This window comes from Curtobacterium sp. MCLR17_055 (genome assembly GCF_003234305.1).
In the GTDB taxonomy this organism is placed as follows: Bacteria; Actinomycetota; Actinomycetes; order Actinomycetales; family Microbacteriaceae; genus Curtobacterium; species Curtobacterium flaccumfaciens.
Genome location: NZ_QKSX01000005.1, coordinates 165,851 through 182,267, shown reverse-complemented (window position 1 = coordinate 182,267; position 16,417 = coordinate 165,851). Strand labels below are relative to the sequence as shown.

Annotated in this window: 14 protein-coding genes; 8 read left to right on the top strand and 6 right to left on the bottom strand. The window is 68.9% G+C overall.

All coding sequences use genetic code 11. From position 1 onward, the window contains the following. Positions 1–96 precede the first annotated feature (96 nt). Entirely contained in the window at positions 97–2,577 is a 2,481-nt protein-coding gene (locus tag DEJ09_RS06425) for a glycoside hydrolase family 3 protein (protein WP_111087961.1), read from the top strand. Positions 2,578–3,190: 613 nt separating this feature from the next. On the opposite strand, the gene DEJ09_RS06420 is transcribed toward DEJ09_RS06425, so the two are convergent. Next, positions 3,191–4,204 (bottom strand): LLM class flavin-dependent oxidoreductase, encoded by a 1,014-nt coding sequence (locus DEJ09_RS06420; protein ID WP_111087960.1) that lies wholly within the window; start codon positions 4,202–4,204, stop codon positions 3,191–3,193. A 182-nt stretch (positions 4,205–4,386) separates the two neighbouring features. Between DEJ09_RS06420 and DEJ09_RS06415 the strand changes: the two genes are divergently transcribed. Continuing rightward, positions 4,387–6,957, top strand: a complete 2,571-nt coding sequence (locus DEJ09_RS06415; protein ID WP_111087959.1) for an RNA helicase — start codon at positions 4,387–4,389, stop codon at positions 6,955–6,957. Positions 6,958–7,021: 64 nt separating this feature from the next. Then, positions 7,022–7,273, top strand: a complete 252-nt coding sequence (locus DEJ09_RS06410) for a DUF6458 family protein (protein WP_027465939.1) — start codon at positions 7,022–7,024, stop codon at positions 7,271–7,273. Between the two features lie 13 nt (positions 7,274–7,286). On the opposite strand, the gene DEJ09_RS06405 is transcribed toward DEJ09_RS06410, so the two are convergent. Together DEJ09_RS06405 and DEJ09_RS06400 are read right to left on the bottom strand one after the other, a co-directional pair. Continuing rightward, complete coding sequence (locus DEJ09_RS06405; RefSeq protein WP_027465941.1) at positions 7,287–7,808, bottom strand: ribonuclease H; 522 nt, start codon at positions 7,806–7,808, stop codon at positions 7,287–7,289. Positions 7,809–7,871: 63 nt separating this feature from the next. Then, a complete protein-coding gene (locus tag DEJ09_RS06400) occupies positions 7,872–8,708 on the bottom strand; it encodes a LysM peptidoglycan-binding domain-containing protein (RefSeq protein WP_146245686.1) in 837 nt (278 codons plus the stop codon). Between the two features lie 118 nt (positions 8,709–8,826). Here DEJ09_RS06400 and DEJ09_RS06395 point away from each other — a divergent pair, with 118 nt between their 5' ends. After that, a complete protein-coding gene (locus tag DEJ09_RS06395; protein WP_071405879.1) occupies positions 8,827–9,165 on the top strand; it encodes a hypothetical protein in 339 nt (112 codons plus the stop codon). Here DEJ09_RS06395 and DEJ09_RS06390 read toward each other — a convergent pair. The 3 genes from DEJ09_RS06390 to DEJ09_RS06380 form a co-directional block, all read right to left on the bottom strand. Then, positions 9,162–9,734 (bottom strand): hypothetical protein, encoded by a 573-nt coding sequence (locus tag DEJ09_RS06390; RefSeq protein ID WP_111087957.1) that lies wholly within the window; start codon positions 9,732–9,734, stop codon positions 9,162–9,164. The two genes, DEJ09_RS06395 and DEJ09_RS06390, sit on opposite strands and share 4 nt — an antisense overlap. A 55-nt stretch (positions 9,735–9,789) precedes the next feature. Continuing rightward, positions 9,790–10,608, bottom strand: a complete 819-nt coding sequence (locus DEJ09_RS06385) for an aldo/keto reductase (protein ID WP_111087956.1) — start codon at positions 10,606–10,608, stop codon at positions 9,790–9,792. A gap of 217 nt (positions 10,609–10,825) precedes the next feature. Further along, positions 10,826–12,031 carry an MFS transporter gene (locus DEJ09_RS06380; RefSeq protein ID WP_071405882.1) on the bottom strand — a complete coding sequence of 402 codons (1,206 nt, stop codon included), beginning with the start codon at positions 12,029–12,031 and terminating at the stop codon, positions 10,826–10,828. A gap of 355 nt (positions 12,032–12,386) precedes the next feature. On the opposite strand from DEJ09_RS06380, the gene nrdH reads away from it, so the two are divergent. The 4 genes from nrdH to nrdF all read left to right on the top strand — a co-directional run bounded on the left by nrdH (position 12,387) and on the right by nrdF (position 16,336). After that, positions 12,387–12,620, top strand: a complete 234-nt coding sequence (gene nrdH, locus DEJ09_RS06375) for a glutaredoxin-like protein NrdH (RefSeq protein ID WP_017886897.1) — start codon at positions 12,387–12,389, stop codon at positions 12,618–12,620. 111 nt (positions 12,621–12,731) lie between these two features. Beyond that, on the top strand, positions 12,732–13,148 hold the full coding sequence (nrdI, locus tag DEJ09_RS06370) for a class Ib ribonucleoside-diphosphate reductase assembly flavoprotein NrdI (protein ID WP_027465945.1): 417 nt from the start codon (positions 12,732–12,734) through the stop codon (positions 13,146–13,148). Between the two features lie 17 nt (positions 13,149–13,165). Further along, positions 13,166–15,271, top strand: a complete 2,106-nt coding sequence (gene nrdE / locus DEJ09_RS06365; protein WP_111087955.1) for a class 1b ribonucleoside-diphosphate reductase subunit alpha — start codon at positions 13,166–13,168, stop codon at positions 15,269–15,271. 90 nt (positions 15,272–15,361) lie between these two features. Further along, positions 15,362–16,336, top strand: a complete 975-nt coding sequence (gene nrdF, locus DEJ09_RS06360; protein WP_017886894.1) for a class 1b ribonucleoside-diphosphate reductase subunit beta — start codon at positions 15,362–15,364, stop codon at positions 16,334–16,336. The last annotated feature ends 81 nt before the right edge of the window (positions 16,337–16,417 follow it).

Here is a 16,417-nt window from a genome sequence, read left to right as displayed (position 1 = left end):
GCGCGGGCGGCGAACCCGGTGGATGGTGGGTGTGGGCGACGAGGCCCCGGCCGTCCAGGCGGCGCCCCGCGGCCCTGAACGAGAGGACCGACCACCGTGACCACCGTGAACGACGCGAGCACCGCCTCCAGTCCGTCGACGCCGCTGACCGAGCGCATCGATGCGCTCCTCGGCCAGCTGACCACCGACGAGAAGGTGCAGCTGCTCACCGGACGTGACTTCTGGACCACCTGGCCCATCGAGAAGATCGGGCTGCGCCGGATCCTGATGTCGGACGGACCCTCGGGCGTGCGCGGCGAGGTGTGGGACGAGCGTGACCCGTCCCTGAACCTGCCGTCGGCGACCGCGCTGAGTGCCTCGTGGGACCGCGCGATCGCGAAGCGCTACGGCGCCGCCGCCGCGGTGGAGGCCCGCCGCAAGGGCGTCGACGTCGTGCTCGGCCCGACCATCAACCTGCACCGGTCCCCGCTCGGCGGCCGGCACTTCGAGGCGTTCAGCGAGGACCCGGTGCTCACCGGCGATCTGGCCGCGTCGTACGTCGACGGCGTGCAGGAGAACGGTGTCGCCGCCACCCCGAAGCACTACATCGCGAACGACTACGAGACCGACCGCTTCACCGCGTCGACCGAGGTTTCGGACCGTGCGCTGCGCGAGCTGTACCTGCTGGCGTTCGAGAAGGCCGTGACCGAGGCGCACGCCTGGGCGATCATGTCGTCGTACAACGCGATCAACGGCGTGACGGCGTCGGAGAACGACCTGCTCGAGACCCCGCTCAACTCGGAGTGGGGCTTCGACGGCATCGTCGTGTCCGACTGGACCGGGGTGCGTTCGGTGGACTCGGCGAAGGCGTCGCAGGACGTCGCGATGCCCGGGCCGAACCCGTGGTGGAGTGAGGGCCCGCTGCTCGCCGCCGTGCAGTCCGGCGAGGTGCCGATGGCGGCGATCGACCGCAAGGTCCGCCGGATCCTGACGCTGGCCGCACGCGTCGGCGCGCTCGAGGGCTTCGAGCCCGTCGCCGCGTCGCCCGTGCACGTCGAGGACGGCATCGCGTTCGTGCGCGAGGCCGAGGCCGAGGGCACGGTCCTGGTCCGCAACACCGGTGTCCTGCCGCTCGACGCCCCCGCCGTGTCGCGCATCGCGGTGATCGGGCACAACGCCGACCAGGCCCGCACGCAGGGCGGTGGCTCGGCCACGGTCGTGCCGTCGCAGGTCGTGTCACCGCTGGACGGCATCCGCTCGGCCTTCCCCGGCGCGAGCGTGGACTACGCGATCGGCGCCGTCGTGCAGGAGGGCATCGCGGAGTTCCCGCTGTCCACCATCACGAACCCCGGCACCGGGGAACCCGGCGCCCGGGTCGCCTTCGTCAAGGACGGCGAGGAGCTGTTCGTCGAGGACCGCCGCGCGACGGCACTGTTCTGGTTCGGCGGCGACGCCCCGACGCGTGAAGCCGACCGGCTCGACATCACCACCACCTACACGGCCGAGTCGACCGGCACCGTGCGGTTCGGCATCGGCGCGGCCGGACGGTCACGCATGTGGATCGACGGCGAGCTGCTGCTCGACGAGGACGTGCCGTTCGAGGGCGACCAGCTCGGCGCCGCGTTCCTCAACCCGCCGGCGCGGTCAGTGCCGGTCGAGGTGACCACCGGCCAGCAGGTCGCGATCCGCATCGAGTACGACATCGTGCAGGACGAGACGCTCGGCGGCGTGCTGGCGTACCAGTTCGGCACCGAGCCGTCGGACGACGACCCCGCCGTGCTCATCGAGGCCGCGGTGGACGCCGCCCGTGGTGCGGACGTCGCCGTGGTCGTGGTCGGCACGAACTCCAAGGTCGAGTCCGAGGGCTACGACCGGTCCTCGCTGGCACTGCCCGGCCACCAGGACGACCTGGTGCGCGCGGTCGCCGCGGCGAACCCGAACACGGTCGTCGTCGTGAACGCCGGGTCGCCGGTCGAGATGCCGTGGCGGAACGACGTCGCCGCGGTGCTGCTGACCTGGTTCGGTGGGCAGGAGTACGGCAACGCCCTGGCCGACGTGCTGACGGGGGCGCAGGAGCCCGGCGGCCGCCTGCCCACCACGTGGCCCGTCGCGATGGCCGACGTCCCGGTGCTCGACGTCACCCCGGTGGACGGCAAGGTCGCCTACGACGAGGGCGTCCACGTCGGTTACCGGGCCTGGCTCCGCGCCGGCACGGAGCCGGCGTACCCGTTCGGCCACGGCCTCGGCTACACCACGTGGTCGATCGAGGGCGTCTCCGCGACCCCGACCGTGCGCGAGGGCGACGCCGTCATCGTCACGGCGACCGTCGTGAACACGGGCGACCGGGCCGGCAAGCACGTCGTGCAGGTCTACGCGTCCCGTGCGGAGTCGGCGGTCGACCGCCCGGTGCGCTGGTTGGTCGGGTTCGCCCCGGTCCGGCTCGCCGCGGGCGCCTCGACGGAGGTCTCGATCGAGGTCCCGGCGCGTGCCTTCGCCCACTGGGACGGCTCGTGGCAGTACGAGTCAGGGACCTTCACGTTGCACGTCGGCGCCTCGGTCGTCGACGACGCCGGAACCGCGTCCCTCGAACTGGAGTGACGAAGTCGTCCGGTTTCCGCGCAGCTCCCGACTCCGTTCAGTAACATCGTTCTGCGCGAGTCGGCTGGTTACCGTCCGCGCACGCACCGACTACGGGGTCGCTGGGTGAGCGACTCGGTCTCCTGATCCGGCCGTTGTTGCCCTGGCCTCCCCGGTGCGTCCCAGAATGCGTCCCCGCGTCCGCGCGGGGACGCATTCGTCGTTCCGGCCCCGATGCGCAGGCGAACCGGCGCGGGAACCAGGTTCCGGACACAACACCACGGAATCGCGCGGTGCTGTGTCCGGAACCAGGTTCCGTGGCTCGTTCCGGCCCCGATGCGCACCGGTGAACCGGTTGCCGCACTTCGTCCCGGTTCGGAAAAACGAGTGACACTTGGTCAACTTCATACGTCCCCCGTGCGCGGAACGGTGTGACAAACCGCTCGGTAGGTGGAACGATGGGTGCACCATCTCGTGCGGATCAGGGACGAGATGGTCATCCGGCCGGGCTCTCGGGCCTCACCAACTCGATCAGAGCCCTGCCGGATGCCCTTGACTCTCGATGGTGGTGCGGCGGCGGGACCGCAGGTGGTCGGGCCCGCGGCGCCGGCGCTCTAGCCCGCGGCACCGGCCCTCATGCCCGCAGCGCCGGGGCGATCTCCTCGGCAACGATGCGCAGGATCCGCTCGTGCGCCGCACGGTCGCCGTTCGCCGGCAGGGTGATGACCAGTTCGTCGGTGGCGGTGACCGCCGGGTCGGCGAGCAGGCTGTCGACGATGGCCGCCGGTTCGCCGGACACGACCTTGCTGAAGCGGAACGGCGGGGTACCCGAGAGCGGCCGGCCCTCGTCGTCCATCCCGGAGGCGTACCCGGTCAGGAACTCCTCGTGCACGGCGCGGTCGTGGTCGTCGAGGAGCGGCACCACGATCCGGCCCACAGCGACCTTGGACTCGCGCTGCGGGTGCAACTCGGCGAACCGCTCGCGGTAGGCGGCGATCTGGTCGGCCTGCGCCTGGGCGAACGGGGCGCCGGTGTCTTCGGTGTTCAGGGTCGAGCAGTGCAGCAGGAGGCCCTTCTCGGCCGTGCGGACCGCCGTGCCCATGCTGCCGCCGCCCCACCACACGCGGTCGCGCAGGCCCGGGCTGAGCGGCTGCAGGGTCAGGTCGGCCCCGGCGGGGATGCTCTCGTAGCCCTTGCCGGCACTGCCGAGGGGCTCGCCCTGCAGCACCTCGAGCAGCCGTGCGGCGCGGGCCTCGGCCTCGTCGCGGAAGCTACGGTCGACCGTGCCGAACACCGGGTCGAGGATCGGACCGTACCCGGCGATGCCCGTGCTGATGCCGAGCTGCACCCGGCCACCGCTGAGCAGGTCGACGGTGCTGGCGTCCTCGGCCAGGCGCACCGGGTCCTCGTAGCGCATGCCGAGCACGGCGGTGCCGAACGCGATGGTGCTGGTGCGCTGCGCGGCTGCCGCGAAGAAGGTCATCGGGCTCGTCAGGTACGGCTCGAAGTGCCGTCCGCGCACCCAGCCCGTCCCGTAGCCGAGCGACTCGGCGGTCTCGAACAGGCGCAGGCCGTCCTCCAGGGCGCCGGCGGCGCCGTCGGTGCCGCCGTGGTTCGGGACGAAGGAGAGGAAGCCGAGTTCGCGCATGTCGCGAGTCTATGCGCACGTATCGAAGTGCGCCTGAGTCGGCGACGGGGCGGACGGGAGGCCCGTGGCGGCGCCGCCACGGGCCTCTCCCCACCGGCACGGCCGGTCCGCCGCTGGCGCGTCGCCCCGGTACCGGCGGCGTGGGCCCAGTCCGTCATGGCCGCACCTGGGAGGATGGGCGCATGACCGACGTCACCGCCCTGCCCCCGCTCGTCGCCGCGATCCCGGCGGCGGTGGACGGCGTCGTCGACCCCGACGAGGTCTACGAGGCCTTCGCGGCCTGGGCCGCCGAGGGCGGCCGACCGCTGTACCCGGCGCAGGACGAAGCGGTCATCGAGCTCGTGTCCGGCGCGAACGTCGTGCTGAGCACGCCGACCGGCACCGGGAAGTCGCTCGTCGCGGCCGGCGCGCACTTCGCCGCGCTCGCCGAGGGCAAGCGGAGCTACTACACGGCACCGATCAAGGCGCTGGTGTCCGAGAAGTTCTTCCAGCTCGTCGAGCTGTTCGGTGCGCAGAACGTCGGCATGGTCACCGGTGACTCGAGCGTCAACGCCGACGCCCCGATCGTCTGCTGCACCGCCGAGATCCTGGCGAACCTGGCCCTGCGGCAGGGGCCGGACGCCGACGTCGACGTCGTCGTGATGGACGAGTTCCACTTCTACGGCGACCCCGACCGTGGCTGGGCGTGGCAGGTGCCGCTGCTCGTGCTCGAGCGTGCGCAGTTCCTGCTCATGTCGGCGACCCTCGGCGACGTCACGACCATCGCCGACGACCTGTCCCGCCGGACCGGTCGGCCCACCGCCCGCGTGACCGGTGTCTCGCGGCCGGTGCCGCTCGAGTACCAGTACGTGATGACGCCCGTGCAGGAGACGGTCGAGCGGCTCCTCGAGGAGGGCAAGGCGCCGATCTACATCGTGCACTTCGCCCAGGCCGCCGCACTCGAGCGGGCGCAGTCGCTGATGTCGGCGAAGGTCGCCTCGCGGGAACGGCGTGACCAGATCGCCGACGCCATCGCCGGCTTCCGGTTCAGCGCCGGGTTCGGACAGACCCTGTCGCGCCTGATCCGGGCCGGCATCGGCGTGCACCACGCCGGCATGCTCCCGAAGTACCGACGACTCGTCGAGCAGCTCGCCCAGCGCGGCCTGCTGCCCGTCATCTGCGGCACCGACACCCTCGGCGTCGGGATCAACGTGCCGATCCGGTCCGTGCTGTTCACCGGGCTGACGAAGTTCGACGGCACGAAGATGCGCCAGCTGTCCGCGCGGGAGTTCCACCAGATCGCCGGCCGTGCCGGACGTGCCGGGTACGACACCGAGGGCGACGTCGTCGCCGAGGCACCCGAGCACGACATCGAGAACGCCCGCGCCGTCGCCAAGGCCGGCGACGACCCCAAGAAGAAGAACAAGATCAAGCGGAAGAAGGCGCCTGAGGGCTTCGTGTCCTGGGGGCAGGCATCGTTCGAGCGGCTGATCGCGGCCGAGCCGGAGCCGATGGTCTCGCGCATGCGCATCACGCACGCGATGGTGCTGTCCGTCGTCGCCCGTGGCGGGGACGCCTTCGCGGAGGTCCGGTCGCTGGTCTACGACAACCACGAACCGCGCTCCCGGCAGCTCGCGATGGCCCGGCGGGCACTCGTCATCGCCCGGACCCTCATCAACGCGCGGGTGATCGAGAAGGTCGACGGCGCCTACCGCCTGACCGTCGACATCGCGCCGAACTTCGCGCTCAACCAGCCGCTGTCACCGTTCGCGCTCGCCGCGTTCGAGTTGCTCGACCCTTCTTCTCCCACTTATGCACTGGACATGGTCTCGGTCGTCGAGGCCACCCTCGACGACCCGAGGGCGATCCTGTCGCAGCAGCAGTTCAAGGAGCGCGGCGAGGCCGTCGCCCGCATGAAGCAGGAGGGGATCGAGTACGAGGAGCGGATGGAGCTGCTCGAGGAGGTCACCTGGCCTCGCCCGCTGTCCGAGCTGTTGGAGGCGGCGTACGAGGCCTACGCCGCCGAACAGCCCTGGGTGCTCGACTTCCAGCTGTCCCCGAAGGCCGTCGTCCGCGACATGTACGAACGCGCGATGACCTTCGGCGACTTCGTGCGCTTCTACCAGCTCACCCGCTCCGAGGGCCTCGTGCTCCGCTACCTGTCCGACGCGTACCGGACCATGCGACAGACGATCGCCGAGGAACAGCGGACCCAGGAGCTCGACGACCTGATCGAGTGGCTCGGCGAGGTCGTGCGGCAGACCGACTCCTCGCTCGTCGACGAGTGGGAGGCGCTGCTCAACGGTGACGTCCTGCTGGCGTCCGAGGAGCACGAGGAGATCGCGCCGCCGCAGCCCGCACGGCTCACCGGCAACCCGCGGGCGTTCCGGGTGCTCGTGCGCAACGCCCTGTTCCAGCGGGTGCTGCTCGCCGCGGCCGACGACATCGACGGGCTCGGGGAACTCGACGCGACCGCGGGCTTCGACCGGGCCGCGTGGGACAACGTGCTCGAGGAGTACTACGAGGAGCACGACAGCATCGGCACCGATGCCGATGCGCGCTCGATGCAGTACCTGGTGCTCGACGAGAGCGGCGCCACCGCGTCACCCCGGGTCTGGAAGGCGCGGCAGATCTTCGCCGACCCCGAGGGCGACAAGGACTTCGGGTTCTCAGCGACGATCGACCTGGACGCCTCGGACGAGGTCGGCGAGGCCGTCGTGCGGGTCACCGAGATCGGGCGGTTCGACGGGTGGGCCGAGGTGGACGTCGACTGATCGGCGCTGGGGTTGTCGGACGTGTACCGTCTCCGGCACCACCCCCACCCGAGAGGACTGCGTCATGCGCATCGGATCCAGCATCGCCCTGATCGTCATCGGCGCGATCGTCGCCTTCGCGCTGAACATCCAGCTCGCCGGTATCGACCTCCGCCTGATCGGCTACATCCTGATGGCAGCCGGTGTCGTGCTGCTCATCATCAGCCTCGCCGTGGCCTTCGGCGGTCGCCGCACCACGACCACCACGCGCTCGGGCGTCGACCCGGCGTCGGGGGAGCAGATCACCCGCCAGGATCGGCGCGACGGGACCTACTGACCCGCGCGAGGGGTCAGAAGAGGGTCGCGGGCGGGGTCGCATCGGGCAGCGCGGACGGCTCGGGGACCTCGGCGCCGGGCCAGCCGGGACCGTGCGGCACGTCGGTGCCGTTCTGGAACGCGGTGGCAGCACCGCGGGCTCGCACATCGGCGGCCTCGTTCATCTCGTGACCGACGTGACCGCGGACCCACTCGAACGTGACCTTACGGCCCTGCAGTTCGGCGTCGAGTTCCTTGATGATCTCGACGTTGAGGACCGGCTTGCCGTCGGCCTTCCGCCAGCCCTTGCGCTTCCAGCCGGCGAGCCACTCGGTGCAGGCCTTGATGGCGTACTGGCTGTCGCACAGGATGTGCAGCGGCTCGCCGGTGTCCTTCGTGGCGCGGAGCAGCTGCAGCACGGCGGTGAGCTCGCCGATGTTGTTCGTCGCGCGGGGCCAGCCGCCGGCCGCCCACCGGTCGTCGTCGACGTACCAGGCCCACCCGGCGGGGCCGGGGTTGCCGAGGGCTGAGCCGTCTGCGGCGGCGACGATCGTCACGATGGGACCTCCTGGTGGTGCCGAGTGCTGGTCAACCGTAACGGACCGACCCGGCCCCTCGGCTCAACGCCGAGCGGGGTCGATGTTGAGCGTGCTGCCCTCGAGCAGCCAGTTGTCGTCGCGTTGCTCCATGTAGGGGTTCATCCACTGCACCTGCGTCGGCGTGATGCCGAACCGCTCCGCGACGGTCGAGAGCTCGTCACCGTGGGCGACCAGGTAGTTCGCCGGTCGGCCATCGGCGTCGGTGACGATGCCGTAGGCGCCCGGTCGGTCCTTGCCGACGGTGACCCGGAGGTCGGGGTAGGGGTTCGGGATCTTCCACGAGAGGTCAGCGGCGGCGAGCACCGACCCCGCCCACGGGCGCTTGGACGAGTCCTCCTCGGCCACCGTCGCCGGCACGAGGACGACACTGCGCAGGTAGTCGGGGCGTGGACCCGCCTGACCCATCGTGAACGAGGTCGGAGGAGCAACCGCGGCGTCCCACTCGACCGTCTCGCGCACCTCGCCGTCCGCACCGTCGAGCGGCTTCGCATGCCGGTGCCGGAACTCCAGACGCATGGGCTGCGGATTGGTCGTCCGGTACCCGGAGAGCTGGGCGTCGAAGGTACCGCGGTCGTTCGCGACCACCCGGACGTGGATGCTGGTCTCACCGCTCGGCGAGACCACGTCGGTCTCCGCCGCCACGGTGCCGGTGGGCAGTGCCTGCTCGGGCTCGGGCTCGGTCTCGACCGGATCGGTGCCGCGCGTCGGGTCCGGCTCGGGTTCCGCCGTGCGCTCGGCCGCCTGTCGCGTCGGCGTCGGGATCGCGTCGTCGCCGCCGAACGCCGTGCACCCGGCGAGCAGCAGCCCCACCAGTGCCGAGCCGATCACCGCGGTCGTCGCGGTCCGTGTTCGTCCCATCGTTCCCCCTCGTCGGCAGCGTAGCGGGGGCCAAGGGCCTCATCGAGTGCGGGGAGCGGACCGAGCCAGACTCGTTACACGGGGCCGAGGACTACCGTCCGCTGCAGGAGGACCCACCATGAGCGACAGCATCCCGAACGCCCCCGGCCCCGAGCCGTCCGACGACCGAGCACGGAACGACGCGCTCCGCGACGCCGCGCACAGCGACGACGTCGACGGGGTCAGCGGACGCGAGCAGCGAGCAGCGGACACGTCGTACAGCCCGTCGAGCGAGCGCGAGATGGACGCGTCCCAGACGAAGCAGCGCGACGACGCCGACCTGCGTGCGGACGGCATCGACCCGTCCAAGGTCATCGCGGCCCCCGGGACGGGTGGCGCGGACGACGCCGGCGACGTCGAGCCCGAACCGGGCGACCTGCACCTGCCGTGGCAGTCCGAGGAGGACCGCCGGGGCTAGCTCGACGCCCGGTCGAGTTCGCGCACGAGAGCCTCACCATCGGTGACGTCCCAGAACGCCATCGGCTGTGGCCCGAAGAAGCCGTCGAGACCGGTGTTCGCGTAGACCTTCGCGTTCGTTCCCCACCCGAAGAGCATCGATCCCGGTCCGCCTCCCGTCGCGTCCCACTCGACGTTGCAGTGCCGTCGGTCACCGGTCCAGCTCACGGTGCGGTCGGTGCGGCCGATCGGGACCTCCCGCGTGCCGCGAGGGGTGATCACGAGGGCCCGGCGATCGGTCACGGCGTAGACGGTCGTCCGCTTGCGGTACCGCTTCACGAGGAAGCGTCCGACGAGCAGGTGCAGGCCCATCACCGTGAACAGCGACCCGACAATCAAGAAGAAGGGCGGCGCTCCGCTGGTCACGGCCGAGACGGTCCAGAACGCCACGAATCCGCACCAGAGCAGCGAGAACGGGATGAGGAAGCCGTCGCGGCCCGAGAGGAGCCTGGCCGGATCGCTCGTGCCGGCCCAGTACAGGTGCTCGTCGGGGCGCAGGTGTTCACGGGCGGTCTGTTGAGGATCGATCACCCCTCGACAGTACGGCCCGTCACTCGCTGTGGCTGAACAGTGCGTACCCCACCGACTACGACACCGAGTCCGGGTGGGAGCCCGTCCGGACTCCGGACTCGAGCGTCGCGATCGCGGCGAGCTCGTCGTCGGTCAGCTCGAAGCCGTCGATGTCGAGGTTCGACCGGATCCGCGACGGCGTGACCGACTTCGGCAGCACCACCACGCCCTGCTGCACGTTCCACCGCACGAGCACCTGCGCCACGCTCACGCCGTGCGCGTCCGCGATGCCGGTCAGCACCGGCTCGTCGATCAGGCGCCCGCGGCCGAGCGGCGACCACGCCCCGGTCGCGATGTCGTGCTGCTCGTGGAACGCGATGAGTTCGCGCTGCGGCAGCCACGGGTGCCGTTCGACCTGGTTCAGTGCCGGCACCTCGCCGGTCTCGTCGATGAGCCGCTGCAGGTGCGGCACCTGGAAGTTCGAGACACCGATGCTCCGCGCCCGCCCTGACTCACGCAGTTCCACCAGAGCGCGCCAGGTCTCGACGTAGCGATCGTTGGCGGCGGCCGGCCAGTGGATCAGGTAGAGGTCGACGGCGTCGAGCCCCAGCCGCTCGAGGCTGCCGTCGAACGCCCGCAGGGTCGCGTCGCGCCCCTGGTGGTCGTTCCACACCTTGGTCGTCACGAAGACCTCGTCACGGTCCAGCCCGGAGGCCCGGATCGCCTTGCCGACGCCGGTCTCGTTGCCGTACATCTCGGCGGTGTCGACGTGCCGGTAGCCGGCGTCCAGCGCGAGGCCGACCGCCGTCTCTGCTTCGGCATCGTCGACCTTGTAGACGCCGAAGCCGATCGCGGGGATCGAGCGGCCGTCGCGCAGGGGAACTGAGGTGACCATGCACCCATCCTGCCGGTGCCTGGCGGGCGCGCGCCGAGCCTCCAGGCCATCTGTGGAGAACGCGACCCGTACGCCGGGCGCACGTTCCTTCCCATAGCGGCCGCGATGGCGAGTGGAAACGGGCGTACCTGGTCAGAACTTTCGACCAGGCACGCCCGATTCGACCAGGCACGCCCGAAACCGCCCGCCGCCGCGCGCCCGCCGCCCGCCCAACCGCTCAAGTCGGCAGGTGCACCGGCTCGGTGTCGGGGAGGGGGCTGGCGTCACGGCCGCGCAGGTCGGGCAGCCAGCTGCGCATCGCCAGGGGGAGCAGCACGCCCAGGCCGGCCATCACGGCGCCGACGGTGAAGCCGCCGACGGGGCCGCTGCCGTCGATCAGGAAGCCGGCGATCGCCGAACCGCCGGCGGCACCGATCAGCTGGCCGGTGCCCATCCAGCCGTAGGCCTCGGCGGTGTCGGAGAACTTGACGGTGGCGGAGACCGAACCGAACATCACCGCGAGGGCCGGCGCGATGCCCACACCCGCGATGACCAGGGCGAGGCAGAGCCACCAGAAGCCCGTGCCGCCGAGGGCCAGGGTGAGGCCGACGAAGACGACGGCCATGCGCGTCCACAGGGTGTTGCGGGAGATCGGGCGGTGGCCGAACGCCAGGCCGCCGGCGAGCGAACCGACCGCGAACACCGCGAGGACGATGCCGGCGTTCGGGCTGCCCTCACCGAAGACGCTGGTGACGCTGGCCTCGACCGCGGCGCACGCCCCGATCAGGAGCAGACCGGTCAGGGTGGCGACGACGACGGCGGGGCGCTTCAGCACGACACCGAAGGCGCGCTTGGAACGGGGGATGCGGACGCGGCCGAGCTCGGGGGAAGCGATGAACCACGCGCCGCCGACGACCAGGAAGACCATCGCGACGACGATCGCCTCGACCGTGCCGACCTGGGTGGCGACGAAGGTGGTGATGACCGGGCCGGCGACCCAGATGAGTTCCTGCGCGCTGGCGTCGAGGGAGAAGAGGGGTGTGAGCTGCGCCGACGTCACCATCTTCGGGTAGATGGTGCGCACCGCCGGCTGCACGGGAGGGACCGCCAGGCCGCCGAGGAACCCGACCACCACGTAGCCCCACAGCGGCATGACCACGAACGCGATGACCACCATGCTGATCAGCGCGACGATGCTCGTCAGGATGAGGACGGGGCGCATGCCCCAGCTGCCCATCCACCGGCTCGTCAGGGGTCCGGCCAACGCCTGCCCGATGCTCGTCGTCGCGAGCACCAGGCCGGCCGCGCCGTAGGAGTCGAACACGTGCTCGACGTGCAGCAGGTAGGCCAGCGACAGCATGCCGAACGGGAACCGCGCGGTGAGCTGTGCGGCGATGACACGACCCACGCCAGGGGTCTTCAGGAGGGGCCCGTACGTACTCACGAGACGAGTGTACGGACCGGCCGGACGGGGGTGTCCCCCGTCCTGGGGAGGGGCGGTTCGCGACACGCCGAGGCGTTGATTCCACATCTGTGGATCGGGACTGTCCACCGGTGTGGGGAAGTGTCGGTGGTCGGGCGCAGACTGGCGGAAACTCGGGCCTCCCGGGAATCCACAGACTGTGGAGGACGTTGTGGAGAACTACATGGCTGTAACACTTCCTCTAGTGGTCGGTGCTGCGGCTAGCCACTAGATGTAGTGTGGAGGCATCGCAGCGGCCCCTCCCGGACACGACTGCGGACAGACATCAGCACCACCTCCACAGCACAGCAGAAACCAGTAGGAACCAGGGGAGAACATGGCCGTCACCGTCTACACCAAGCCGTCCTGCGTCCAGTGCACCGCGACGTACCGGGCCCTCGACAACAAGGGCATCGAGTACGAAGTGCACGACGTCTCCACGGACGAAGCAGCGCTCGAGCACGTCAAGAGCCTGGGCTACATGCAGGCCCCCGTCGTCGTCACGGACGACGACCACTGGTCGGGCTTCCGCCCCGACAAGATCGCGACCCTCAGCGCCGAACTGGCGTAGTCGTTCTGCGGGCCCCGAAGGGGCCCGCAGGCAGGGCATCTCGGGAGGCGCGACTCGCCTCTCCTGGCCCGTCCGGTCCGCCTGTCCGCACCTTTCCACGAGGAGCGCACCATGAGCCGATTGGTCTACTTCTCGAGCGTGTCCGGGTACACCGCGCGCTTCGTCGAGAAGCTCGGCCGCGACGCGGACCGGATCCCGCTCTACCCGAGCGAACCGTTCCTGCACGTCGACGAGCCCTACGTCCTGGTCCTGCCCACCTACGGTGGCGGCAACGGCGAGGGTGCAGTCCCCAAGCAGGTCATCAAGTTCCTCAACGACGCCCACAACCGCTCGCTGATCCGCGGCGTGGTGGTGGGCGGCAACACGAACTTCGGCGAGGCGTACGGCCTCGCAGGGGACGTCATCGCGCAGAAGTGCAACGTCCCCCTTTTGTACAGATTCGAACTCTTCGGGACCCCTGACGACGTGTCGGCGGTCAACTCAGGATTGGATGCATTTTGGACGCAGCAGTTGCAGACGTCGATCTGACGTCGCCGCAGACGGGGATGGACTACCACTCCCTCAACGCGATGCTCAACCTCTACGACGCGGACGGGAACATCCAGTTCGACAAGGATCGTGAGGCCGCCAAGCAGTTCTTCCTGCAGCACGTCAACCAGAACACCGTCTTCTTCCACAACCTGAAGGAGCGGCTCGACTACCTGGTCGAGAACGAGTACTACGAAAAAGCCACGATCGACATGTACTCGCTGGACTTCATCCAGCGACTCAACGACCTGGCGTACTCGAAGAAGTTCCGGTTCCAGACGTTCCTCGGCGCGTTCAAGTACTACACGAGCTACACGCTCAAGACGTTCGACGGCAAGCGGTACCTGGAGCGCTTCGAGGACCGCGTCGTCATGACCGCCCTCGGCCTTGCTCAGGGCAACGAGCAGCTCGCCATCGACCTGGTCGAAGAGATCGTCGCCGGCCGCTTCCAGCCCGCGACCCCCACGTTCCTCAACACGGCGAAGGCACAGCGCGGCGAGCTCGTCTCCTGCTTCCTGCTCCGCATCGAGGACAACATGGAGTCAATCTCGCGCGGCATCAACTCCTCGCTGCAGCTCTCGAAGCGCGGCGGCGGCGTGGCCCTGCTCCTCTCCAACATCCGCGAGGCCGGCGCCCCGATCAAGCAGATCGAGAACCAGTCCTCGGGCATCATCCCCGTGATGAAGCTGCTGGAAGACTCCTTCTCCTACGCGAACCAGCTCGGTGCGCGTCAGGGTGCCGGCGCGGTCTACCTCAGCGCCCACCACCCGGACATCATGAAGTTCCTCGACACCAAGCGCGAGAACGCCGACGAGAAGATCCGCATCAAGACGCTGTCGCTCGGCGTCGTCGTGCCGGACATCACGTTCGAGCTCGCGAAGAACAACGAGGACATGTACCTGTTCTCGCCGTACGACGTCGAGAAGGTCTACGGCGTCCCCTTCGGCGACGTCCCGATCTCCGAGAACTACCGCGCGATGGTCGACGACTCGCGCATCAAGAAGACGAAGATCAAGGCGCGTGACTTCTTCACGACCATCGCCGAGATCCAGTTCGAGTCGGGCTACCCGTACATCGTGTTCGAGGACACGGTGAACAAGGCCAACCCGATCAAGGGTCGGATCAACATGTCCAACCTGTGCTCGGAGATCCTGCAGGTCAACACCCCGACGACCTTCAACGAGGACCTGTCCTACAAGGAGATCGGCAAGGACATCTCCTGCAACCTCGGCTCGCTGAACATCGCGCTGACGATGGACTCGCCCGACTTCGGCAAGACCATCGAGACCGCCATCCGCGGCCTGACCTCGGTCTCGCAGATGTCGCACATCACCTCGGTGCGTTCCGTCGAGGACGGCAACGACAAGTCGCACGCCATCGGCCTCGGCCAGATGAACCTGCACGGTTACCTCGCTCGTGAGCGCGTCTACTACGGCTCCGAAGAGGGCATCGACTTCACGAACATCTACTTCTACACGGTGCTGTTCCACGCCCTGCGTGCGTCGAACAAGATCGCGATCGAGACCGGCGAGACCTTCGACGGCTTCCGCGACTCGAAGTACGCGTCGGGTGAGTTCTTCGACAAGTACACCGACCAGACGTGGACCCCCGCGACCGCTCGTGTTGCCTCGCTGTTCGACAACGCGAACATCACGATCCCGACGCAGGACGACTGGAGGGCGCTGAAGGCGTCCGTCCAGGAGCACGGCATCTACAACCAGAACCTGCAGGCCGTCCCGCCGACCGGTTCGATCTCGTACATCAACCACTCGACGTCGTCGATCCACCCGATCGCGTCGAAGATCGAGATCCGCAAGGAAGGCAAGCTCGGCCGCGTCTACTACCCGGCGCCGTTCATGACGAACGACAACCTGGACTACTACCAGGACGCGTACGAGATCGGTGCCGAGAAGATCATCGACACGTACGCCGCGGCGACGCAGCACGTGGACCAGGGCCTGTCCCTGACGCTGTTCTTCAAGGACACCGCCACCACGCGTGACATCAACAAGGCGCAGATCTACGCATGGCGCAAGGGCATCAAGACGATCTACTACATCCGTCTCCGCCAGCTCGCGCTGGAGGGCACGGAGGTCGAGGGCTGCGTCAGCTGCATGCTGTAGAGCTGCCGCTCTGCTCCCTGGAGGCGCGGTGCCAACCCGCACCGCGCCTCCAGTCCGTCACTTAGTCACCATCTCTGTAAGGAACACACGTTGGTCGAGAAGCTGAAGCTCATTGATCGGGTCCAGGCCATCAACTGGAACCGCATCCAGGACGACAAGGACGTCGAGGTCTGGAACCGTCTCGTCAACAACTTCTGGCTGCCCGAGAAGGTGCCGCTGTCGAACGACGTGCAGTCGTGGAACACGCTGACGCCGGCCGAGCAGACCCTGACCATGCGTGTGTTCACCGGTCTGACCCTGCTCGACACCATCCAGGGCACCGTCGGCGCCGTGTCGCTCATCCCCGACGCAATCACCCCGCACGAGGAAGCCGTCTACACGAACATCGCGTTCATGGAGTCGGTGCACGCCAAGTCCTACTCGTCGATCTTCTCGACCCTCGCGTCGACGCGTGAGATCGACGAGGCCTTCCGCTGGTCCGAGGAGAACCCGAACCTGCAGAAGAAGGCGTCCATCGTGATGGACTACTACCAGGGCGACAACCCGCTGAAGCGCAAGGTCGCCTCAACGCTGCTCGAGTCGTTCCTGTTCTACTCGGGCTTCTACCTGCCGATGCACTGGTCGTCGCGTGCCAAGCTCACGAACACCGCCGACCTCATCCGCCTGATCATCCGTGACGAAGCCGTCCACGGGTACTACATCGGGTACAAGTACCAGAAGGGCCTCGAGACCCTCACGCAGGCCGAGCGCGACGAGCTCAAGGACTACACGTTCTCGCTGCTGTTCGAGATGTACGAGAACGAGGTGCAGTACACGCAGGACCTCTACGACGAGGTCGGTCTGACCGAGGACGTCAAGAAGTTCCTGCACTACAACGCCAACAAGGCGCTGATGAACCTGGGCTACGAGCCGATGTTCCCGAAGAACATCACCGACGTGAACCCGGCCATCCTCTCCGCCCTGTCGCCGAACGCGGACGAGAACCACGACTTCTTCTCGGGCTCCGGCTCGTCGTACGTCATCGGCAAGGCCGTGAACACTGAGGACGAGGACTGGGACTTCTGATCCTGGTCTGACTCGTGGGGACGCCCCGCTGGCTTCGGCCGGCGGGGCGTTCTCAGTTGACGGACACCGTCGCCGGTGCGG